This is a genomic window from Clostridia bacterium (genome assembly GCA_017410375.1).
GTDB lineage: Bacteria > Bacillota > Clostridia > RGIG6154 > RGIG6154 > RGIG6154.
On sequence record JAFQQW010000045.1, the window covers coordinates 1 to 23,703 of the forward strand.

The 23,703-nt window shown below is 45.9% G+C and carries 16 protein-coding genes, 2 tRNA genes and 1 pseudogene; 11 read left to right on the forward strand and 8 right to left on the reverse strand.

What is annotated here, in order from left to right; genetic code table 11:
- Window positions 1–123: 123 nt before the first annotated feature.
- The 8 genes from IJE10_06235 to IJE10_06270 form a co-directional block, all read right to left on the reverse strand.
- Window positions 124–199, reverse strand: a tRNA-Val gene (locus IJE10_06235).
- 3 nt (window positions 200–202) lie between these two features.
- Window positions 203–279: transfer RNA gene (locus IJE10_06240), tRNA-Met, on the reverse strand.
- Window positions 280–366: 87 nt separating this feature from the next.
- On the reverse strand, window positions 367–777 hold the full coding sequence (gene ruvX / locus IJE10_06245) for a Holliday junction resolvase RuvX (GenBank protein ID MBQ2967700.1): 411 nt from the start codon (window positions 775–777) through the stop codon (window positions 367–369).
- Between the two features lie 10 nt (window positions 778–787).
- Window positions 788–2,989, reverse strand: a complete 2,202-nt coding sequence (csaB, locus tag IJE10_06250) for a polysaccharide pyruvyl transferase CsaB (GenBank protein ID MBQ2967701.1) — start codon at window positions 2,987–2,989, stop codon at window positions 788–790.
- Between the two features lie 16 nt (window positions 2,990–3,005).
- Complete coding sequence (locus IJE10_06255) at window positions 3,006–5,072, reverse strand: hypothetical protein (protein MBQ2967702.1); 2,067 nt, start codon at window positions 5,070–5,072, stop codon at window positions 3,006–3,008.
- Window positions 5,073–5,085: 13 nt separating this feature from the next.
- Window positions 5,086–5,955, reverse strand: a complete 870-nt coding sequence (locus IJE10_06260) for a hypothetical protein (protein ID MBQ2967703.1) — start codon at window positions 5,953–5,955, stop codon at window positions 5,086–5,088.
- An 11-nt stretch (window positions 5,956–5,966) separates the two neighbouring features.
- The gene (locus IJE10_06265; GenBank protein MBQ2967704.1) at window positions 5,967–6,665 is read right to left on the reverse strand and encodes an endonuclease/exonuclease/phosphatase family protein; all 699 of its coding nucleotides are present in this window, start codon (window positions 6,663–6,665) and stop codon (window positions 5,967–5,969) included.
- Window positions 6,646–7,668: a metallophosphoesterase gene (locus IJE10_06270; GenBank protein ID MBQ2967705.1), complete on the reverse strand. Its 1,023-nt coding sequence runs from the start codon at window positions 7,666–7,668 to the stop codon at window positions 6,646–6,648. The genes IJE10_06265 and IJE10_06270 overlap by 20 nt, the downstream gene beginning before the upstream one ends.
- Before the next feature lie 124 nt (window positions 7,669–7,792).
- Here IJE10_06270 and IJE10_06275 point away from each other — a divergent pair, with 124 nt between their 5' ends.
- From IJE10_06275 to IJE10_06325, 11 genes and pseudogenes are all read left to right on the forward strand, one after another.
- Complete coding sequence (locus IJE10_06275) at window positions 7,793–10,426, forward strand: phosphodiester glycosidase family protein (protein ID MBQ2967706.1); 2,634 nt, start codon at window positions 7,793–7,795, stop codon at window positions 10,424–10,426.
- A 3-nt stretch (window positions 10,427–10,429) separates the two neighbouring features.
- Window positions 10,430–11,071 carry an epoxyqueuosine reductase gene (locus IJE10_06280; protein MBQ2967707.1) on the forward strand — a complete coding sequence of 214 codons (642 nt, stop codon included), beginning with the start codon at window positions 10,430–10,432 and terminating at the stop codon, window positions 11,069–11,071.
- 78 nt (window positions 11,072–11,149) lie between these two features.
- Window positions 11,150–11,842 (forward strand): response regulator transcription factor, encoded by a 693-nt coding sequence (locus tag IJE10_06285; GenBank protein ID MBQ2967708.1) that lies wholly within the window; start codon window positions 11,150–11,152, stop codon window positions 11,840–11,842.
- Window positions 11,823–13,229 carry a HAMP domain-containing protein gene (locus IJE10_06290; protein ID MBQ2967709.1) on the forward strand — a complete coding sequence of 469 codons (1,407 nt, stop codon included), beginning with the start codon at window positions 11,823–11,825 and terminating at the stop codon, window positions 13,227–13,229. The genes IJE10_06285 and IJE10_06290 overlap by 20 nt, the downstream gene beginning before the upstream one ends.
- A 119-nt stretch (window positions 13,230–13,348) precedes the next feature.
- Window positions 13,349–13,798 carry a GatB/YqeY domain-containing protein gene (locus IJE10_06295; protein ID MBQ2967710.1) on the forward strand — a complete coding sequence of 150 codons (450 nt, stop codon included), beginning with the start codon at window positions 13,349–13,351 and terminating at the stop codon, window positions 13,796–13,798.
- Between the two features lie 10 nt (window positions 13,799–13,808).
- Window positions 13,809–14,390: a xanthine phosphoribosyltransferase gene (locus IJE10_06300; protein MBQ2967711.1), complete on the forward strand. Its 582-nt coding sequence runs from the start codon at window positions 13,809–13,811 to the stop codon at window positions 14,388–14,390.
- 24 nt (window positions 14,391–14,414) lie between these two features.
- Complete coding sequence (locus IJE10_06305) at window positions 14,415–15,587, forward strand: BMP family ABC transporter substrate-binding protein (GenBank protein MBQ2967712.1); 1,173 nt, start codon at window positions 14,415–14,417, stop codon at window positions 15,585–15,587.
- 62 nt (window positions 15,588–15,649) lie between these two features.
- A pseudogene (locus IJE10_06310) lies at window positions 15,650–17,164 on the forward strand (ABC transporter ATP-binding protein).
- 1,205 nt (window positions 17,165–18,369) lie between these two features.
- Window positions 18,370–19,353: an ABC transporter permease gene (locus tag IJE10_06315; protein MBQ2967713.1), complete on the forward strand. Its 984-nt coding sequence runs from the start codon at window positions 18,370–18,372 to the stop codon at window positions 19,351–19,353.
- Window positions 19,354–19,462: 109 nt separating this feature from the next.
- Window positions 19,463–19,852, forward strand: coding sequence for a large-conductance mechanosensitive channel protein MscL (mscL, locus tag IJE10_06320; GenBank protein MBQ2967714.1), 390 nt, complete (start codon window positions 19,463–19,465; stop codon window positions 19,850–19,852).
- Between the two features lie 28 nt (window positions 19,853–19,880).
- Window positions 19,881–23,231: an SGNH/GDSL hydrolase family protein gene (locus IJE10_06325; protein MBQ2967715.1), complete on the forward strand. Its 3,351-nt coding sequence runs from the start codon at window positions 19,881–19,883 to the stop codon at window positions 23,229–23,231.
- Window positions 23,232–23,703 lie beyond the last annotated feature (472 nt).

Sequence of the window (23,703 nt, forward strand, 5' to 3'; positions counted from 1 at the left end):
CACCACTCGCCTATAAAACAGTCCACCGGACTATTTTATTTTACGGCTCGTGCCTTCTCAAGGTTCGAGCCCTTTTTTATTAAATGCACCAAAAAAAGAACACCACAAGGGTGTTCTTCTTTTTGGTGGGAACAATAGGGCTCGAACCTATGACCCTCTGCTTGTAAGGCAGATGCTCTCCCAGCTGAGCTATGCTCCCATATGGTAGCGGCGAGTGGACTTGAACCACCGACCTAACGGGTATGAACCGTTTGCTCTAGCCAGCTGAGCTACACCGCCATATGGTATTTTTTGTTGCTGTTTTTTCTGTCAGCTTTTATATTATACCCACAAACGGTTCATTTGTCAAGTCTTTTTTTAAAATTTCTAAAATTTTTTATCTAAATAGCCCTGCAGGATGTAGGTTGCCGCAACAGTATCAATTACGTTTTTGCGTTTTTTGCCCCGGACATTGGTTTCGTTTAAGGTTCGGGTTGCCGCAACGGTGGATAGACGTTCGTCCCAGAATTCAATGGGAAGTGGTGTTAAGGTTTTTAAAATGTCGGCAAATTTATAGGTCGCTTCGGTGCGGAAGCCCTCCGAGCCGTCCATGTTTTTGGGTAAGCCGATAACAATTTTTTCGGCGCTTAAGTTTTTGATGTGCTCTATAACCGCCTGCGCCACCTTTTCCGGGTCGCGTTCGTGAATTGTGCCTACTGCCTGGGCGGTCCAGCCCATTAAATCCGACACCGCAATGCCGGTACGCACTTCGCCGTAGTCAATGCCTAAAATACGCATAAAGTTCTCCTTATTTTTCAAGTAATTCGTTTGCCAGTCTGCCGTTTTCCAAAGCCATTTCTGAAAGCACTTCGGCACGCGCCTTCAAAGCGGTCTGTACGGCATCATAGTTTGAAAGCAGGTCTTCGCAAAGGGCAAAGAGAGATTTTTCGTCTGTTTGTTCTAAATTCAGCAGATATTTTTCCTGCTCTAACATAGAGATACAACCTAAAATTTTTGGGTCATAAATCAAGCCGATGCAAGGCGTTGCGCTTGCCGCTGCATACAGCAGAATATGCAGGCGCATACCAATTACAAATTTACAGGTTTTGCAAAAGGCAATCAGTTCGTCGTGATTGTATTTGTTTTCTAAGCAATAGCCTTTGGCTTGCATAAGGGAAACGGCTTTTTTGCAGATTTCCAAATCCTCAGGCAGCTGCATGGGAATAAACACGGGAATCAGACCGTATTTTTGTTGTAAAGCATCCGCTGTTGCCGCCACTGCAGGAGCGATTGTTTTGTTGCCTTGCCAGTTGCGGATGGAAAAAGCCACATACTCGCCCTTCGGCAAGCGCGCATCTTTTAAAATGTTGTCCGCATTTTCTGCAGGCTTTAAAGCCATGGCAGGGTCTGCGGTCACCTTTGTTTCGGGCGGATTGGGGCAAAGCCTGTTTAAGAGGGCTTCGGACTGCTTGTCCCTTAAAGTGATTAAATCTGCCTGCATAAGGGTGTTTCTTGCAGTTTCTTCATTGCTTTTGCGTACAATCGGACCGATGCCGTTGCCGTAGATATATACTTTTTTGCCTTTTTTCTTGGCAAAGGCAATCAGGTTGCTGTAATAGAGCAATGATTTGGTGCTGGTCACGTCCTGAATCAAGCTACCGCCGCCGCTGATTAAAACCGAGCAGTTACGGATTGCTCTTTGCACCGCAAACACATTAAAGCGGTTTACCGCATACACGCCGTGTTTTTCGGTTGTTTCTTTCGGGTTTGCGGAAAGCACCGTGAAACGGGCTTTGGGATTGTAGATGCGAATCTGTTCGATGATGGCACAAAGCAAGGCGTCGTCACCGCTGTTGTTGTGGCCGTAGTAGCCCGAAATTACAAAGTCCTTGTGCAGGTTGCCGTTTTTTATAATTTCGGTGTATACGTCATAATTATCCTTAACCATGCGGTCGGCAGAATAATATTTTTCGACAATTTCTCTGCCATAAGCACCAACGTTTTTTATTTCCTCAGGAGACATGGAAAGAAGCGTAAGTAAATCGGCTTTTAAGCGGTCGGGGGTTGACATTTCCATACCGCGGCAACAGAAATTGGTTTGATTGGCGTTGTCTAAGGTTTCTTCGCTGAATATGCCCAAATACCCTTCGTTACCCGCTACAATGACGGGCACCGAACCGCACATGCATTCCAGTGCCGAGCGGGAAACGGCTACCACGAAATCCGAAATGGAAACAAAGCGGTTAATGTCGGTGCGTGCGCCCGTTAAATGAATTACTTTTTTGCCGAGCTTTGCATTAACCGCATCGGCTTCTGCCTGCACCGCTTCTAAATCGTTACCGCCACCCACCAGAACAATTTCCAGGTCTTCTTTTTGGAGCAGGTCGGGGGTGATGGCAATCAGGTGATGGGCAAGCAAGCTTCGGTCGGTGTCCATACGGCTGATGGATACGATTTTTCGGCTCGTTTCCGAAAGCCCCAGCTCGCAAAGCAAGTCGGTATCCTTCGGGATGCTGAATTTATCTAAAGGAATGCCGTTGATGGTAACCGAAATGTCCTGGGGATAGGTGCCGTAATTTTCGGTTAAGTATGCCTTAATATCCTCCGAAACGGCAATGGTACGGTAGCCCCAGTTGGTCAGGAGTTTTAACAGGGGGTTCACCTCGAAAACCCAATGGGCAGAGGTGACAAAGTTAAAGTGCATGGTTTTGCAAAGCAGACTTAACAAAAAGGACGGGATACGGGCATGCCCGTGTACCACATCCGGCTTTTCGGCGCGGATGATTTTTTTGAGTCTGAGATAGGATTTAAGCATGGCATCGGGACGTTTGGAATGCAGAGGGGCGTTAAAATGCGGAATGCCCTCTTTTTCCAGTTCAGCAGTATATGCACCGCCGTTTGAGGCGATAAGTACCTCTGTGCCCAGGCGTTTTAAGCCCCGGGCAAGCTCTAATACATGCGTTTCGGCACCGCCGATATCCATGCCCATTAAAACCAGTAAAACTTTCATAATTTATAGACCTCTTTTATTGAATACTTTTCCGTAAAGTAGGAATTTCGTGCTCTAAAACGTAATCGCTGTGCCGTATTTTCCAGCGGATATGCGCTTCGTCTGTGGAATATTCCATGCGCGGTTCCCAGCCGAGGCGCGAATCTTTCTGCACATAAGGGATAGATTGTAATGCATTCTCTTTTTCGGCTAAGATGAGCGCTTCGATGCGGTCGATGACCGAAGAAAGCTCGTCTTTATCCTGCGCGCTTCGCATTTTTTGCTGCAGAACATACAGTTCTTTGGCGTGGATGCCGGTTTGAATGCTGTGCGCCATAAAATGCCCCAAATTGATAAGCGATTGCAAAGCTTCGTTTTGATTTTCCAGCTTGTCCAGTAAGGAAAGTCCCTCCTGCATCAGGCTGTGCGCTTTTTTTAAGGATTCAATTTCCGCGCCGATGCGCAGCCCGATAAAGGAGCCTCTGCCGTTGATGGATTCTAAGTAATCGGAATATACATACATTTTAGCAAAGCTTTTACGGGGCACCTGAATGGCTTTGTTTAATACGCAAAGGGGATAAGAGGTGCCGATGCGGAAAGCACCGTACTGATCTGCATCCGAGGGGATGAAATGTGTGGAAGCCTCACTCCAGAGGATAAGTGCCTGCTTTACAGTTTGCAGATACGCTTTGCCGAAGGAGCTTTCTAAAATATTGTCTAAGATTTCGTCTGCAGGCTTTCTCGGCTCGTCAAACATTTCTTTGGTAAGACGGCTGATGAAGGAAGGATAAAAGCCGTAATGATGCCCTTCCATAATCCCGCAAAGGCCCCAGTCGTCATGGGCGGAGATGACCGCCTCGCACCGCTTAATCCACTGGTACGGCGCAGGCTGATAGGGAATACAGCCCATGTCCCAGGTTAAACCGCCTGTGTTGGTCATGGAATAGAGGCGGATACCGCGTTTTTTGGCGGCAATGGCCTCGCTCTTAAAATATGCACCGGGACCTGCAAAGGATAAGGTGTAGTCGGCACAATACCATTTTGTGCCGTTTGGATAGGTAATGGGTTCAAACATTTCAAAGGTTGCAAGGAGCGAAATGTCTGTGGGAAGCTTTTCAATTAAAGCAACGCGCTCTTTTTCGGGTTGGAAGCCCCAGTTGTAGGTCCAGAGGACAATATCTACATCCGGCTTCTTTTCACGGATGACTTCTTTGATCAGATTTACATAATCGGGATAATCCATACAAGGATACCAGCCCGAGCTGACTTTACCCGTGGGGATACCGTCAACCACCACGTCCTCCTGATTTACGCCCGTTACATGGGGGTCTTTGGAAGGAAAGCCCACCGATTCACCCACTAAGGTTACGCCCTTTAAGCCGGGACAGCTTTCAAAAAGCTTGCCGTACACGCTGTCGTAATGGGCGCGGGCACCCTCTGCTTCGGGGTGCATCATAATATGCATATCGCTGTAGGCGTATACATCAATACCGTATTTGGCGGCGCGTTCGATTAAGTTGTTAAAATCAAGGAAGCCGCGTTTGCTTTCGTTGATGCCGCGGGTGTAAACCAAAATGGCATCGCGTCCCTCATGGGCAATCTGGTTTAAATGCCCGTCGGGAAATTCATCCAGGCCATAGCCCGAATGCACCATCATGGGCGAAAACATGGGCTTGGATTCGTATTTGCCGTAGGGAATAAAAGGCGCTTTGCGGTCGCGCATTTTGGTTTCCAACTGATAAATACCCGAGGCGATACCGCGACTGTCAAAACCACTAACCGTAATGCCGTCGGCATTTACGGTGACGCGGCATCCTTTATACACGTTGTATTCTCCCAAATCTGCAGACTGCATCAGACGGATGCAGGGCATTTGTACGTTACAGGTCAGGGTTGCGGAAACGCGCATGGAAATAAAGAGAAAATCCTGCAAATCCTTTGCGGCGGTCTGCACCACCTTATCGCAGTTTTCGGGCAGGACAATGAAAATGCCGTCGGTTATCGGAAAATCGTCGGGATTCTTGGATATCGTCATGTCCCGAATGTCGGGGGTATGCATTTCCAGCATTTTTTTACGGAAATCATAATTTTTTTCGATTTTCATAGGAAAATCTCCTTTACAGAGTGATATAGTTGCTCCAGGCACAGTTGCCTTTTTGGTCTGTAACTTCAACGCGTACCCATTTTTCAAAGGGTTTAAGCGGATAGACTGCTTCCGTTAAATTCTCTCCGCGGACAATACGGTCGGGTGCAAAGGAGGCGTTGGAGAAGAAAACAATTTTGGAGCAGGGACTGGTGGTAAGCTTAATTTTGTCCTCTTGCTTTTCTATCGAGAGCCAAGGTGCCTGCGAGGAAAAGAAATCTCCCTTTTGCAGGGCAGATAAAAGTGCCTGCGGGCGGTTGCTTTCAGCTTTTATATACACAAACGATTTGGTTTCGTCATTGCCGTCATAATAATGGGTGTCGTCTGTGGCAAGAAGCGGAAAACAGATGCCCTGATTGGCTAAGCTGTCTGCAAAATGCCCCGAATAGGGTCGGTCGCTCTGGTTGATACCCGAAACGGTGTTGTAAATTTCAGTGCCGAAAAAGCCGTTTAATCTTTTGGTTTCTTCAACCGTGTTTAACGACCAGGCAGGGTGTGCCAGGATTGCAAGTCCGCCTGCTTTTTTTATGCCGTCTATGATGGCTTGCGCGTCGGCATCTCTTGGAATGGAAGGGTCAGCATGCATGCCGAGACCTACAATGTGCATCACGCCTTCTATGCAGTCGGCTGTGCCGATATTGTATTCACAGCCCGAGAGGATGGAAAGTCCGTTGATTCCCCCCTCGGGATAGAATTTCCAATGGTCGGTGATTGCAACGGCATCGAAACCTGCGTTTTTATAAATTTCTGCCATTTCTTCGGGACTTTTACGTCCGTCCGAAAGGGTGGTGTGGATATGCAGACCCACTTTATACCAGGTGTTTCCTTGTTTGTCTTTAAACATAATGTTCTTCCTTAAAATTGAATTTCAGCGGTGTGCGGTCTGTGGTCGGATGCCACAACAGCAGGGATATCCGCAGACACGATTTCGATATCGGGAGTTGCAAAGATATAGTCGATTTTGCAATAGGGATTATCGGACGGAAAGCTCAAAAGGGGAGCTTTGAATGTTTTGGCGGTATCCTGCATACATGCGCGGATGGGGTCTAAAAGAGGATTGTCGGGTCGCACATTCAGGTCGCCCATTACAATGCATTTTTCAGGTGCAATGTTTTTAAGTATGGTTTCGACTGCGTTTTGCTGTTCGTCATCGTTTAAGCCGAAATGGGTTACAAGCACGGTCAGTCCGTTTGCAAAGGTTGCCTTTAAAATACAACGGGTCTCGTACCATTTATCGCCTGTTTTTTCAATGGGATCGGGAATCATAACGGTTTCAACCGTTTTAAAGGGGATTTTAGACAGCATACCGTTGCCGTAGGGGTTTTTACCCTCAAAAGAAATGGCTTGTGCAAAATAATAATGGGGCATGCCGGAAAGATCGGATAAGGCTTTCACCTGATCGGTATAATCTTCCTTTGTGCCGAGATTTCGCATCTCATTTAAGCCCACAATATCAGGATTTTGGTCACGGATGGCTTTTGCCATAATTTCAAAATCAATTTCACGGGTGATGTAGTTCATGCAATGCTGTGTGTTAAAGGTCATAAGCTTCATTTTTATTTCCTCCTGTGTTTATGAGTCTGTCCTCACCGTCACCGATGCGGATAAGATGCAGTTGGTTTTCAGAGGGTGTCCACACGGCAATGTCTACCGAAATGCCAAAGGCTTGATGGTTACTTTCCGGAATGAACGTGCCTGTGGTTACAATCTGGTGGCAGGGGAGCGGATTGCTGTCTGCTTTTGGTTCATATAAAGAATCTATGTGGGTGTGTCCGCTGAGGCAAGCCACAAGGCGTGCATCTTTTTTGTGTGAAAAAACATCTAAGATGGAAACGGCGGAGTCTAAATCTTCAATTCTTCCGCAAAGGTCGGTGATGCGGGAAAAAGCTTTCTTTTCACCGGTCCATACTTCCAGCATCTCGGTTTCCTTATAGGTGGTGTCGCGATAATTAAAGGGGACATGCATCAGCAAAATTACATTGCCTGTTACGTTTAGCGCTTCGTTTTTCAGCCAGTTAAGCTGTTTTTCACCGAATGCCCAGACGGGAGTAGGACGCTTTGCCTCTAAGTCCGAATCATATGGGACCGACAGCACCACAAACCGGGTGTTGGCTTTTTCAAAGTCTACATAGTAGTATGCCCCTGCGCCATACACGGCGTTTTGCGTGCCGTATTGGTGCTTTACAAGACTGTTCCAGAAATCGGCTTTGAAAAAATCGGTGCCGATGGCATCATGGTTGCCGTTTGCAGTAAAAAGAGGACAGCCTGCCGAGGTATATACCTTGTCTAAAATGGTTTTTAACACGGTGTGCAAAGCATCGTTTTTAATGTGCTGTGCTCTGCCCAGCATTCCGGTGTTGTCGCCTAAGTCCACCACCATGTCACACGGTATTTTGGATGTGATGTCCTGTAAGACCTTGCAAAGGGTATCTATCTGCGTGCAGTCTGCACCCGGCGCATGCAAATCGGTAAAAAGCGGAAATATAACAGAGTCTTTTTTACGGATTGCATTGATCTTTTCTGCTGCCGATGCAATGCCCGGTATGATGTTCTGCATTGTATGTCCTCCTTAAATGTACTATTTTATTATAGTATAACATAGGTTCTTGCAATTTACAATAATTTCTGTTTACTTTTTTCGGGTTTTCATGTATAATAAATAAAAGAAAGGAGAGGAAAATATGAAAAAAGCACTTGGATTTTTTATCAGTGCAACAATCGCCTTGCAGGCATTGCCTGCATTTGCAGAGACTTATTATACAAATGAGCAGATAACGCCCATAACCAACGGTGTTTTGCATAAATATATTGAAAGCTATACCCATGCGGGTTGGCAGAACATTCATGTGGTGGAAGCAGACTTAACCGCACCCCATGTTAAAGCGGATATCCTGACCCATAAGGACGGGCTGGGGTATGCGGCAAATGTGTTAAAGCTTGCAGAAGATGCTGATGCCGTTGCTGCCATCAACGGTGACTTTTTTGCGCGCAATTCCTGGGATAAGGCAAGTACCGTCGGGCTTGTGGTGAAAGACGGAGAACTGGTGTCTACCCAAAGCGAAGAGATTAACGGTGCAACGGTCGCTTTTGACGAAGCGGGTCACGCGCTGATGGAGTATATCAAAACCGATGTGGTGTTTACCGCCTCCAACGGAAACTCCATTAAAATCAAAGAGATTAACAAGTATGACAGTTTAAAAGAGCCTGTGGTATACACCTCGGCGTTTTCCGAAAAAACGGGCGGTTCTTATGACAATATTTTAGAGGTGGTCGTAGAGGACAACATCGTGACTGACATGCGTCGGAACATGGATGGCGTGGAAGTGCCTGAAAACGGGTATGTAATCCGCCATTTGCCTGAATACAACACTTTTTTATGGGAGAATGTAAAGGTGGGGGATGCAGTAACCCTTACCGTGAAAACCAGTGTGGATATAGAAAGCTTTAAAAGCGCATCGGCAGGCGGTACCTTGTTGGTAAAGGATGGCAAAAAGCACACCTTAACCCACAGCATTTCGGGCACAAATCCCCGTACCATGGCAGGTATTAATGCAGAGGGTACAAAGCTGTATCTGATTACCGTAGACGGCAGAAGCAGAAGCTCGGCAGGGCTTACCATGCAGGGGATGCAGGACTTAGCTTTGGAGCTGGGGCTGTACACGGCAATCAATTTAGACGGGGGCGGTTCTACCACCATGGTAACCCGCGACCCGAAAACCGATACCCTTGCGGTAAACAACACCCCGTCGGACGGAGCACTGCGAACCGTACCTATGGGAATCGGTATTTTTTCCGACGCACCTGAGGGTAAGGCGGAAACGTTGGTTATTAAAGATGAAAAATTAAAAATGTTCCCCGGGGCGCGCTACAGCTTTGAAATAGACTATGCATTGGATTCCTACGGAAATCCTTGCGCTGTTCCCGAAGGGAAAGTAAGTTGGGACAGCCAGGACGGCTATTTTGAGGACGGGGCATTTATTCCCGAGAAGGCAGGAAATGCGAAGATAACCGTTTCAATCGGCAAGGCGAAGGGTGAATTAACCGTTTCGGTGCTGGATTTACCCGAGCGGTTAGAGACTGTTCCCCGGTCTGTGGCAAAGGATGAGGCATTTACCGTTTACGGTATAGATGCAAGGGGAAATAAAGCTGAAATTCCGCTTGCAGACTGTCGTGTAAAGGAAAGAGACGGGTATAAGTATCTGTCCTTCGGCGGTGCGGAGGGGGCTGTGTACATGCAACCCGAAAATACGGACACCTTTGAAGAGAAAAACGGGTCTGCATCGGTGTATCCTGCAGGTACTACCGCTTCGTATGCGTTAACGGATGAGGATGCGGTGAGCGGAACAAAAAGCGGTAAGCTTTCGTTCAGTTTTAAGAAAAACAGCGATACCCAGGCAGCGTACCTGATGTTTTCCAAAGCAAAATCCGTGCCCGACAAGGCAACGCACATGGGTGTGTTTGTATATGCACCTTATGAGAATTACCAATGGCTTCGGGTGCTTGGCAAGGATAAAAACGGCGAAACGGTACGGCTGACCTTAAAGGACAGCATGGAATTTTCAGGTTGGAAATATCTGACGGTGGAAGTGCCTGCGGATTTAGAGAGTGTAACCGGGCTTTATGTGGTGCAAAACGGTAAAGCGGTTGCGGCAGACAGTTATATCTTGCTGGATGATTTTTCCTTTACCGATCAGGCGTACAACCTGCCCATGCACAGCACGGGGATTGCTGAGCAGTCTGCAGATGGGGGCTTTAAGGTAAACGTGACCAACGAGGCTTTAGCACGGGATACGTTGTATGCGGGACTGTATGATGCGGTGCTGAAGAAAACTCTGGAAAACAGTGAAGCAGAACTTCACATTGCCCTCGGTAAAACGGTGGGCAAAGAAAAAACAACCGATACCTTTTATGCGTTTACCGAGGACAACACGGCAGGGCTGGTGCTTGCGGTGAACAAGAGCGGAATCTCGGGCGCAGACAACGGGCAATGGGCAAAAATCAGAGAGTATGCTACGCATTATGAAAATCTAATGCTGTTTATGCCCACTGCGGTAGAGTCGTTGCCGAACCGTCAGGATGAGGTGCTTTTGGGCATACTGCAAGAATCGGGCTGTAAAAATGTGTATATTTTCTATCCCGGCATGATGAACGGCATTACCCTTAAAGACGGCGTGCATTATGTGACGGTGAGTGGATTAAAATATACCTCGGGGTCTGTCCTTTTAGACCAGATGCAATATGAAAAATATGCGGAAGTGACAATAAAAAACGGAAAGGTATATATCCGTTTCCGCAAGGTTTATGAACAGGAGTAGAAAATGCTTGATTTAGATAAAATGCAGGAAAACTTAGGATACTATACATGGGGTGTTTCCAAAACGCCCCATGGCGGGTTGCCTTATGCCATATCGCTGGTGTTTAAGCTTTCGGATTATGTGGTAGAAAATATAACAGATGGTCCGACCTATGCGTATTTTCACCATTACCGCACTGTAAACAGCGCCATTGACCGGGCGATTTATGCAATCGGTGTGGAGATTGAAAGGGCAGGCTACAAATATCTGCCTATTGCCGCCTCTCAGACGGTGGGTGGTCATACCTCCATGCGCGGACTGTTTTCACATAAAATTGCTGCAAGCCGTGCAGGACTTGGGGTGATTGGCAGAAATGCGCTGTTTATTGCAAACGGTGTGGGTCCCCGGGTGCGGTTGGGTACACTGTTTACCGATATGCCCTTTGAAAACGCCAAGGAAGAACAGGCAAAGGGCTGTGCAGGGTGTGGGCTTTGTGCATCACTTTGTCCGGCAGGTGCGATTTATAACGAGGATTTTGACCCCGAGCATCCCGAAAAAGACTTGCTAAACCGCATGGCTTGCTCGGATTACATGAAAAAGGCGTATCAGCACATCGGCAGAGGCTCGGTGTGCGGAATCTGCATGGCAAACTGTCCGCAAAAGTAAGTTTTTACATATTTTTACTACATTTTTCACAGAATTTGCATAATTACATGCTATATTTAAGAAAAAGGAGTTGATGGGATGTATACGGTTCTGGTTGTGGACGATGAAGAAAGAATTCGTGATATTATCCGCGAATATTTGGAATTTGAGGGGTTTGTGTGCTTAGAGGCAGGGGACGGAATCGGTGCAATCAACACGGTGAAAGAAAAAAATCCCGATCTGGTTGTGCTGGATATTATGATGCCCAAGGTGGACGGATTCACCGCTTTAAGGGAAATCCGCAAATTTTCTCAGGTGCCCGTGATTATGCTTTCGGCACGGGGCGAGGAATATGATAAGCTGTTTGGATTTGAAATGGGTGTGGATGACTATATCACAAAGCCGTTCAGTCCAAAAGAAGTGGTGGCACGCATTAAGGCGATTTTAAAGCGAAGCGGTTCGGCAGAAAAACCGAAAAGCGGTATCATTACCCTTTTGGGCGTTGAAATTGATGAAAACAGCCGTAAGGTGAAGGTGGACGGTGTTGAGGCGTCCCTTACGCCGAAGGAGTTTGACATTTTGCTGTATATGGCAAAAAACGAAGGAATTGTGCTGTCCAGAGAAAAGATTTTAGAGAAAATCTGGGGTTATGAATTTTTTGGTGAGGACCGTACGGTGGATACCCATATCAAGATGCTGAGAAACAGTTTGGGACCGTATCGGAATCTGATTAAAACCGTATGGAGTATCGGGTACAAGCTGGAGGTTTCGGATGCAGAAAATCAGGAATAAAATTTTCTTTTACACCCTTTTGCTGGTCATTGCCATTTTGCTGATTATGTACCTGGTTCAGGTTCCTTTTCTGGAAGCACTGTATCAGCACAACAAGGCAAAGGATGTTCGGGATATTCAGGTAGAGATGGTGCAGAAATTCAACGAGATGGATATTGAGTCTGCATACAGTGCCATCTGGGAGATTGCCAAGGAAAACGAGCTGTATGTGGCAATTTTTGATGAAAACCGCAGAGAAGTGATGTCTCCCTTTCATTTCATGCAATGGGATGAGCATAATTTCAGATTCAACCCGTCCATGATGGAAAACTACCATAAAATACTGCATCAGGCGGTAAACAGTATTGAGCTGACGGGCAGAGGCACTTATGTGCATTACAGTGAGGACGGCAAGGAGCTGGTTATGGTCAGCCGGATTCGGGCTTCGGACGGTATTTTCTATATTCTGACCCGTTCGCCACTGGTGCCGGTGAAAGCAACCACCGATATTTTAAAGCAGAATTTCCTGTGGGTGTTACTGATTTCATTTGCCTTTGCGTGTATTGTGGCATTTGTGCTGGCACAGCATATCTCAAGACCGGTACACGACCTGTCCAAAGGGGCAAAGGCGGTTGCGGCAGGTGACTTAACGTACCGTGTGCCTGAACGAAGAGGAAAGTCTGAAATTGCACAGCTGATACGGGATTTTAACCGTATGACCGAGGAGCTTTCCAAAGTGGATAGCTTACGGAAAGACCTGGTGGCAAACGTATCGCATGAGCTTCGGACACCGCTGACCATGATTAAAGGGTATGCGGAAACGGTGCGGGATCTGACCGGGGACAATCCGGAAAAGAGAAACAAACAGTTAGATATTATTGTGGAGGAAAGTGACCGTTTAACCGAGCTGATTTCGGATTTGCTGGATTTGTCGCGTATGCAGAACGGGCATGTGGAATTTAAAACCGAGCAGATTGATTTTTCCAGAACGGTGCGCACCATTGCGGAGCGGTATGAATGCTTTAAGGATCAGGGGTATCGCATTGATGTATCGGTGGCGGACAATGTGTTTATTACAGGCGATGAGAATCGTTTAGAGCAGGTGGTATACAATCTGATGGATAACGCCATCAACCACAGCGGAGAGGCACAGCATGTGGCGGTCATCTTAACCGGCGGAGAAAAACCGCGGTTTTCGGTTATCAATTCGGGTGCGCCCATCTCGGAAGAGGATATCCAATATATCTGGGACCGTTTTTATCATGCGGATCAATCGGGTAAGCGGCGTGTGACCGGAACGGGAATCGGACTTTCGCTGGTTCGGGAGATTTTAGTGCATCACGATTTCCTGTACGGTGTAAACAGTGCACCGGGCAGGACAGAATTCTGGTTTGAGCCACGAAGATAACAGGGATAAAAGCAATCTGTATTGTGCAGGTTGCTTTTTTGTATTTTTATAAAAAAACTGTTGAATTTTTTGCAGAATTATGTTAAACTTAAAATAAGATACTCGAAGGAGAGAAGATTATGGAAAATAAAACAGCAATTGTGCAAAAAGAAATGATGCTTGCACTCAAAAATAAAGATACGAAAAGAAAGGATACCTTGTCGGTACTGCTTTCAGCTTTAAAGGGTAAGGCAAAGGATAAACGTGCCGATCTGACCGAAGCGGAAGAAAACGAGGTTATCTTAAAGGAAATCAAGCAGACCACCGAAACCATGGAAAGCGCACCCAAAGACAGAACCGATATTATCGAAGAATGTAAGGCGAGAATTGCAGTGCTTTTGGAATTTGCACCCAAACAGATGTCTGAAGCGGAAATCCGCGAAACGGTTGAAGCAGTTTTAGCGGAACTTGGGATTGAAAAGCCTGCAGCGAAGGACAAGGGCATTATAATGAAGAATCTCATGCCGAAGGTTAGCGGTAAAGCAGACGGCGGTATGGTAAACAAAATTGTAAGCAGTTTTCTGGCATAAGGAGATTTTTATGAAATTACTGGAAGAGAAAATCCGCACACTCGGCAAGGTCATCGGGGATGACATTGTAAAGGTGGACATGTTCTTAAACCATCAGGTTGATCCATGTTTGATGCAAGAGATGGGCAAGGAATTCAAACGGTTGTTCGGACATCTTGAAATCACAAAGGTACTGACGCTAGAGGTTTCGGGTATCGCACCTTCGGTGTTTGCGGCACTGGAGCTTGGTGTTCCGCTGGTGTTTGCCAAAAAGACCGAGGGCAGAAATATGGCAGATGATGTGTATTCTGCAGATGTTTTCTCTTTTACCAAAAACAAAACCTATACCGTTCGTGTAGCAAAGGAATATCTTACCGCGCAGGATAAGGTGCTGATTATTGATGATTTTCTGGCAAACGGCAAGGCAATGCTTGGCATGCTGTCGCTGGTAGAGCAGGCAGGTGCGAAACCCCAGGGCATTGGTGTTGTCATTGAAAAGGGATTCCAAAAGGGAGGCGCTATGCTTCGGGAATCCGGCATTCCTGTTCAGTCCTTGGCAATCGTAGAGTCCATTGAGAACGGAGAAATTCGTTTTCGGGAATCCGATTGTTAAAATAAAATTATGGAGGGAAACAAAATGAAAACATTCAAGAAAGTGCTTGCACTTGTGCTTGTTGCTATGCTGGCAATCGGCTTATGTGCATGCGGCGGAAACGAAGAAGGCGGCGCAGCAGGCGAAAAGGCAGCGCTCAAAATCGGTGTTATCCACATCGGTGACCCGGCTGACGGTTCCGGCTACAGCTACACCCATGACCTGGGTATTCAGGGCATGCAGAAGAATTTGGGCTTAAGCGACGACCAGATCGTTCGTAAGCTTAACATCGCGGATAACGATCCCGCTGCTACCCAGACAGCTATCGAAGCTTGTATCGCTGAAGGCTGTAACTTAATCTTCGGTACCTCTTACGGTTACATGGATACCATGGAAGCTTTAGCTTCTCAGTATCCGGATGTATACTTCTCGCACGGTACCGGTTACAAGAGCAATGATGTAAACTTCAACAACTACTTCGGCAGAATTTACCAGGCTAGATACTTAGCAGGTATCGCTGCAGGTCTTAAGACCGAAACCAACAAGGTTGGTTATGTTGCAGCATACGGCACAGAACTGGCTGAAACCTGCTCCGGTATCAATGCATTTGCATTGGGCGTACAGGCTGTAAACCCTGAAGCTGTTGTATATGTTAAAACCTTAAATTCCTGGTTCGATCCTGCAAACGAAACTGCTTATGCAGATGCTTTGATTGACATGGATTGCGACGTTATCGCACAGCACTGTGATACTGCGAACCCGCAGATTGCTGCACAGAACAAGGGCGTATTCGGCTGCGGTTACAACTCTGATATGACTGCAGAAGCTCCCAAAGCACATCTTACCGCTCCGATCTGGAACTGGGATGTATACTACACCACCGCTGCACAGGCTGTTCTCGATGGCAAATGGGCTGAATTGGGCAACTACTACGGCGGTTTGCAGGAAGGCTTTGTAGACGTATCTCCTCTGTCTGAAAACTGCGCAGAAGGCACACAGGAAATTATCGATCAGGTTAAGGCTTTGATCGTAAGCGGCGAGTGGGATGTATTCTCCGGCGTGAAACTGAGTGTTGAAGATGGCGCAATCGTAATGACCGATGCAGATATCCTGGACAACGCAGGCAACGTAGTAATCGCAAAGGGTGCTCCGCTTGTTGAAAACGGTGTAATTCAGGGCTCTATGAACTACTTCGTAGAAGGCGTAGAATTGAAATAATTCTTAAAAAATCTTAAAATCGGATTATGGAGTGTTTGCTAAAAAACACTCCATAATCTTTCATTTCAACGAGAAAGGATGATATTGTGACAAGCGCAATTGAACTATCCGGTATCACCAAGACCTTCGGGTCAGTTATTGCCAATAAAGATATTGAGTTTTCCGCAAAGCATGGCGAAATTCTCGCACTTTTGGGGGAAAACGGTTCGGGTAAAACCACATTGATGAATATTTTGTCCGGTATTTACAAGCCGGACTGCGGGGATATTTATGTAAACGGGGAAAAGGTTGTCATTCAGTCTCCCGAGGACGCAAAAAGACTGGGCATCGGTATGGTGCATCAGCATTTTAAGCTGGTGGAAAACTTTACTGCCGCAGATAACATCTGGGTAGGCTCCGATGCGGACAACGGGCTGTTCTTAAAAAAGGAACGCTATGAAAAAATCCGGGAATTCAGCCACAAGTTCGGCTTTGAGATTGACCCGTATAAAAAAATATGCGATATGTCGGTCAGCGAAAAGCAAACGGTTGAAATCCTGAAGATTTTATATTACGGTGCGAAAATTCTTATTTTAGACGAACCCACCGCTGTACTGACACCCCAGGAAATCGAAAAGCTGTTCGATGTATTCCGGGCAATGCGCGACAACGGTTGTTCGGTTATTATAATTACTCATAAATTAAATGAAGTTTTAGAACTGAGTGACCGCGTAACCATTCTACGGAGCGGGAGAAGTGTTGCTACGGTCAATACGGCAGAAACAAACGAAAAAGAACTGACCGAGCTGATGGTGGGTCGTCCTGTTGACCTTTCCATTGACCGTCCTGTCAACGATTTTACCGAGGTGCTTTTAAATGTACACCATCTGACGGTGGAAAACGCAGAGGGTGTGGAAGCACTTAAAGACATTTCCTTTGACTTAAAGAGCGGTGAAATTTTGGGTGTTGCAGGTATTGCAGGCAGCGGTCAGAGTGAGCTTTGTGAATCTATAACGGGGCTGCATCCCATCAAAAAGGGTGCGATTCTGTATAAAAAAGAGAATATCAGCGGTAAAGAGCCGAGAGAAATTATTGATTTGGGTATCAGTATGAGCTTTATCCCCGAGGACCGTTTAGGCATGGGTCTTGCGGCATCTTTGGATATGGTAGATAACATGATGCTCAAAACCTACAGAAAAGGAAATTCTCCGTTTGTAGACAGAAAGAGTGCGGCGGCTTTAGCTGAAAAGCTGATTGAGGATCTGGACATTGTAACGCCCGGTATTCATACACCCGTTCGCCGTTTGTCGGGCGGTAACGTACAAAAGGTTCTTTTGGGCAGAGAAATTGATGCAAGCCCGAACGTGCTGATTACCGCATATCCGGTGCGAGGACTGGACATCAACTCTTCCTATACCATTTACGATTTGCTGAATGCCCAGAAGCAAAAAGGTGTCGGTGTGTTGTTTATCGGCGAAGACTTAGACGTAATGCTTAAGCTTTGCGACCGCATTATGGTGCTGTGTCACGGTGAAATCACCGGAATTGTGGATGCAAAGGATGTAACCAAGGAAGAGCTTGGTCTGATGATGACCGGGGCGCATAATTTGGGTGAGGTGCGCAAGCAGGAGGTAAGAGAAGCCAAAACGGTTGAACTTCCCGAAATGCAGATGCCCGAAACCAAACAGGTTAAAGTGAAAAAAGAACCTCTTTTCCGAATGGTAAAGCGCGACGAGCTGCCCTGGTGGAAAAATGCGCTGATGTATCTTTTTGCAATTTTCCTGGCACTTTGTGCAGGCGGTGTTTTTGTGGCATGTACCGGTGTAAATCCGCTTAATTATTTTATAACGGTAGTCAGCGGATGCTTTAATAATCCCATTTACTTAAAGGGCTATTTGAATCTGATTCCGCCCCTTCTGATTACCTCTTTGGGTATTGCGCTGGCATTTAAGATGCGGTTTTGGAATATCGGCGGTAACGGTCAGTTTATCATGGGTGCCATTTGTGCAACCTGGGTGGGGCATCTTGCGGCAAACAATCTGGCACAGCCCCTTACCCTTTTGCTGATGCTGGCGGCAGGTATCCTGGGCGCAGGGATTTATGCGTTTATTCCTGCATTTTTTAAGGTGAAATTCAATACAAACGAAACCTTATTTACTTTAATGCTCAACTATGTTGCCATTTATGTGCTGGCATACCTGAAAAACACCATGTTCTTCCGTAAGGTGTCCGAAACCGGTCAGGTTTTCCGTCCCGATTTTAAGGCACTGGCGGAAAACGCACACATGTTCAACAGCAATTTTGGCGGCATGGTGATTGATGTTACCATTTTCATTGCTTTGATTCTTACAGTTTTACTGTTCTTCTATTTCCGTAAGACCAAGCAGGGATATGAGATTTCGGTTGTGGGTGACAGCCCGGCAACCGCGCGCTACGGCGGTATGAACGTAAAGAAAATTACCTTCAGAACCATTTTCTTAAGCGGTGCGCTGATTGGTGCGGCAGGTATGTTTCAGGTTGCGGGACTTGCAACCACCCACACATTAAGCGAAGGTATTGCAAACAATGTGGGCTTTACCGGCATTACGGTAGCATGGCTTGCAAAGCTGAATCCTTTTGGTATTCTGATCGCCACAGCCCTTTTGTGTATGTTGGAAAAGGGATGTGCAGTGGCAGAAAGCACCTATCAGATTTCTTCGGCAGCATCTTCTATTTTGCAGGGTATTATTCTGTTTACGGTGCTGGCGGCAGACTTCTTTACCAGATATAAAATTGTAGGCGGTACCAAGGGAGGTGAGCAGAAATGATGGTTTTAATCAATTTCATTTTCAATTCCGTTCGTGCGGGCACACCGCTTCTGCTCGGTACCACAGGCGAAATCGTAACCGAAAAATCAGGCAGCTTAAACCTTGGTGTTGAGGGTATGATGGCAATGGGTGCGGTGTTTGGCTATTACTTTGCGTGTATCACCAACAATGTATTGATTGGTCTCCTGGCAGGCTTTCTGGCAGGGGCGTTGGGCGGTCTGATATTTGCATTTCTTACCGTTTCCATGCAGGCAAATCAGAATGTAAGCGGTTTGGCACTGACCACTTTTGGCTCGGGTGTGTATCTGTTTGTGGGACGTGCGTTGGTTGCGGAGGAAAAATTCCCTGCGTTGACCGACTCGCCTGCAATCTTAGCATTTAAGACGGACAGCGGTATTCCGTTCCTTAGAGACATTCCGTATCTTGGAAAGCTTCTGTTCTCGTACAACATGTTTGTGTATATTGCTATCGCCATTGCAGTTTTGCTTTGGATTTACATTATGCGCACCAAGAAAGGGCTTAAAATGCGTGCAGTGGGTGAAAATCCTGCTTCGGCAGATGCCTGTGGTGTAAGGGTAAACCTTTATAAATATCTCCATATTATTTTGGGCGCAGGTGTTTGCGGTCTGGGCGGTTTATATATGGCGCTTGTGACCAACGGCGGAGCCTGGAACGAAAACTGGATTAACGGCTTTGGCTGGATTTCGGTGGCTTTGGTTATTTTTGCAAACTGGAGTCCGACCCGTGCCATTTTCGGTTCGTTTTTCTTCGGTATGCTGAACGCGTTGCAGGCATGGAAAGGCAATCTTGCGGATGCATTCCCAAGCCTGCTTGGCTGGTTGGGTAAAATTCCGAATGAATTTTATCAGATGTTGCCGTTCCTGATTACTGCATTGATTCTGGTTATTACCTCTATGGGTAAAAAGAAGAATGCAGAGCCGAAAGCAATAGGTATCAACTATTTCCGTGAAGAAAGATAAAACAAAAGCAATCTGCATACTGCAGATTGCTTTTGTTAAGATTTCTATTTACAAACGCAAAAATGTATTGTATAATTAAAATAGATTAACATTTTTTGGAGGTATACTTATGAAAAAATTTTTTAATGAATTTAAGGCATTTGCATTAAAGGGCAACATGCTGGACCTGGCAATTGGTGTTGTAATCGGCGGTGCGTTTACAGGGATTATAAACTCTATTGTCAATGACATTATTATGCCGATTGTAGGTCTTCTTTGCGGTGGCTTGAATTTTTCGTTTCTTGCATACCGTGTGCCGTTCGGCAAAGGCGAAACGATTATTGCATACGGCAACCTGATTCAGGTGTTTGTAAACTTTGTGATTGTGGCACTCTGCCTGTTTTTGGTGGTAAAAGCTATGAATCGCTTTAAGAAAAAAGAAGAAGAAAAACCTGCGGCAAAGCCTGCTGACGTAGAGCTTCTGGAAGAAATCCGCGATATCTTAAAAGAAAAGAAGTAATAAGTTTTTTAGATTTGAGGGATGAAAAATGAAAAAGCTAACAGCTTATTTGTTGGTGCTTGCCATGCTTTTAAGTCTGCTACCCGTAACGGGCGTTCTGGCAGCAACAGACGAAACCAATTTTGATCCGGTAAAGCTCACCATAACAGGTGCAGGCTCAACCGGTACAGGCAAAAAACGTTTGGTGGCAGATGCAAGTGTTTTGCCTTTTACGGTAACCCGTGCAGGACAGCTTGCAGGCTGTCTGTTGAACGGTACCATTACCTATAGCGGTTCTAAAGGGTATTCTGCGTCCATTCCGTTTGTGGATGTGCCGCTGGCATCTTCTCCGGTGCGTAACGATACCAGTAAAATCAATCTGGACTTTGCGGTGCCCGAGGGCTATACCATAGAAATGGATAACCCCGAGCATCTGGCAGGCAAATATACCTACGATTTAACCCTTTCACCGGCCCCGGCGCAAGAGGAATACAATGTGTATAACTTCGAGCCTTTTAAAATCCGTTTTGTGACCCGTGGTGCAAGCGGTCTAGGCAAGAGAATTGTCATTCAGAACGATTTTCCCTTTGCAATCACCGAGGCAAACACCTTGCAGGGCTGTTTGTTAAACGGTACGGTAACGTATACAGGTCCCGATGACTATTCGCCGTCTGTTCCCTTTGTGGATGTGGTGGTTGGAGCACAGCCTTTGCGTACCGACGGCAATATTTCTCTGGATTTTGCGGTGCCCGAGGGGTACACCATTAAAGGCGAAAATGACCAGGCGGAATACTATACCTGGGATTTAACCATTTCACCTAAGCCTCTTCCGCAAACCGATATTCCGGAAGAGGGAAACACTTTCTTTGTGTTGCCTAAGCATTTCAGAAACAATTTAGGTACATGGGAAGAAACAACAGATGGATCGTATTCGGTTTTGTATGCCGGAACAAGTGCAAATAAAACCGATGCATTTACCGGTATTAAAATTCCGGCTACGGCAACTTATAATATCTATAGCTTAGTCAAAGACTTTTCTACACAGGCGCCCGGTACCCGTTATGCAAAAATTTCGGTAAACGGTACAACGCTTACCGATGCAGGTAAGCACGGCACAGACGGCTATAAATGGGAAAAGATTGGACAGATGAGTCTTGAAAAAGATGCTGTGGCAGAGATCAGAATGCTCGGTACATCTGCAAGCTATGCCAGAATGGCGGCGCTGATGTTTACCACCGAGGACGATTATATTCCTGCAGACGACAAGCTTTTTGCAGACTTGGAATTTGGCGCGGCAGAAACCGCAAGACTCGGTCTTTCTACAAGCGGTACGCATCTTTATATTCCGTACAGTGCGTTTACAAGCGATTTAGGTGACTGGACTGTGGAAAACAATGCGTATTTGTTTGGCAGTAATGATAATACACTTAATAAGCCTGCAACCGCACTCATTGAAATCCCTGCAGACGGAACGTATTATGTTTGGGGCTATGCGAAAGACTTTACCTCCAACAACCAAGGCTCACGCCATGCAAAAATCGGTATCAACGGCAAAGAGCTTGCAAATAAAATCGGTCAGCACGGCGCGACCGAGGATACAGGTTCTAGCGGTTCATTCGGCTGGACCCTTGCGGGTAAAGTGAAATTAAAGCAGGGCAAGGTAACCGTTTCACTACATAATACAAGCTTTAATTTTGCGCGTGTAAAAGCGGTACTCATGACCACCGACGAAGCATTTTCCGGCTTTCAGCAGGAAACAACCGGTAATGCGTTAGATTTTACTGTGTCGCCCATTGACGATATTATTGATGTATCCTGCCTTTCTTCTTACGGCAACAAGATAGACTTTACATTGCGCAACAGAACCGCAAACGCACTTGCGGCAAACACCAAGGTGATTACCACTTTATATACCGCAGACGGTGTGCTGGCAGACGTAAATGTTAAAACCTTAACAAATGGACTTGGGGCATACAAAAGCTCTGAGGTGTTCAATCTGATTATGTCGCCCACCAGCGAATGGGCAACCGGTAAGGTTATGATCTGGGATTCTCTGGAAAAATTCAATCCGCTGGAAACCGAAACCACCTTCACCTTTACACCCGAGGACTATGCAAATCCTGATGAGGATGCAGGTGCAGACTTCGGCACGGTAACAAGCTATATGTTAGACTATGTGCCGGTAAAAGATGTGTATAAGGACGAATACTACAACCGCGACGGCTTAAACAACACCCTCTTGAAACTGCAGAAGGGTGAAGATGTGACCATTGCCTACTTAGGCGGTAGTATCACGCAACAAAACACCTGGAGAACCTATACCACAAAGTGGTTTGAAGAAAACTATGAGGGTAATATAACCGAAGTGAATATCGGTATTGCAGGCACAGGTGCAAACCTTGCGGTATGCCGAATCGATCAGGATATTTTAGTCCATAATCCCGACCTCGTATTTATTGAATATGCAGTAAACGGCGGTGAGGCAAAAGACATGGAAGGCATGGTGCGTAAGGTTTGGGAGCATGACCCAACCACAGATATCTGCTTTGTATACACCACCATAACCTCCAATTACTCTACCTATGCGGCAGGCGATATTCACAATTATGCAAAAGTTTTTGAGGGCGTTGCTGAATACTATGGCGTTCCGTCGGTATTCTTTGGTAAACAGGCATTTGACTTGTATGATCAGGGCAAATTAACTCTGTCTGCCAAAACACAGGAGGAAGGTAAAATCCTTTATACTACAGACGGCGTACATCCCACTACCGACGGTGGCTGGCTGGCGGCAGGTGCCATTGCCCGTTCGGTTGTGAACATGGAAAAGACCTTTGATAAGGAAACCTATACCGAAACCAATCACACCATGCCCGAAACCTATTATGATGCTTTCCCTTGGGTGGATGCAAGCTACAGCATGGATTGGGATAAGATGAAGTTTGAGGGTACCTGGATGGATTGCTCGCTGGATGAAAGCAACAACTTTAAGAATTTCCCGTATTCGGGCGGTTATCTTTCCGAGTTCAAGAAGATGTTCCCCAAACTGACAGGTACTAAGGTCGCAGAATCCTCTGTAACCGTAAAATTCAAGGGCACCGACATTGGTGTGTTTGAAGCAGGCGGTCAGTTCTCGGGTCAGCTTCGGGTGATTGTGGACGGCACAGAGCTTTCAAGTAAGCTCAAGCTCTATAACAACAATGACTCTAAGCTTCGTCATCAGTATTACTTCATTGATACCTTGCCCTATGGCGAGCATACCGTAACCTTTATTTTGGATTCTACAATGCCCGATAAATCCTATCTGCAGGGTCAACACCCCAACGATACGCTCTATGAACGCAATGAATTCTATTTGGGCAGAATTTTAGTGAACGGTGAAATCTTAGATATAAACGAATAATAAAAAAGCATTCCCGTATGAGGTGTACTTGTTAAGGACAGCAATTTGAAAAGGCAGAAACGAAATCAATCGTTTCTGCCTTTTATTGTAGGGACGATTCACGAATCGCCCGTTTTATAAGGTCTTAGGATTATCCTAAATATTGGGGAAGATGCCATACATCTTCCCTGCTTGTTACAGTGCCGGACAAGATTCTTATTGAAAAACTTAATAAATTTCACCAAAACTATTGATAAAACATAAAAATCGTAGTATAATAATAAATGCGAAACCAATTTAATATGTTATACAGTGTTGAGGTATATTTTCTTTTGGGATAATATACTTATCTTTGCATATGCTGATATTTGAATTTGATAAAAATGCAAATTCCATTTATCAGTGTATGTGTATATCTCATGCTGTATAAATTGGTTTCGCGACTATCGGAGTTTGCGTTTTTTATGCGTCTGCTTCGGTAGGCGCATTTTTT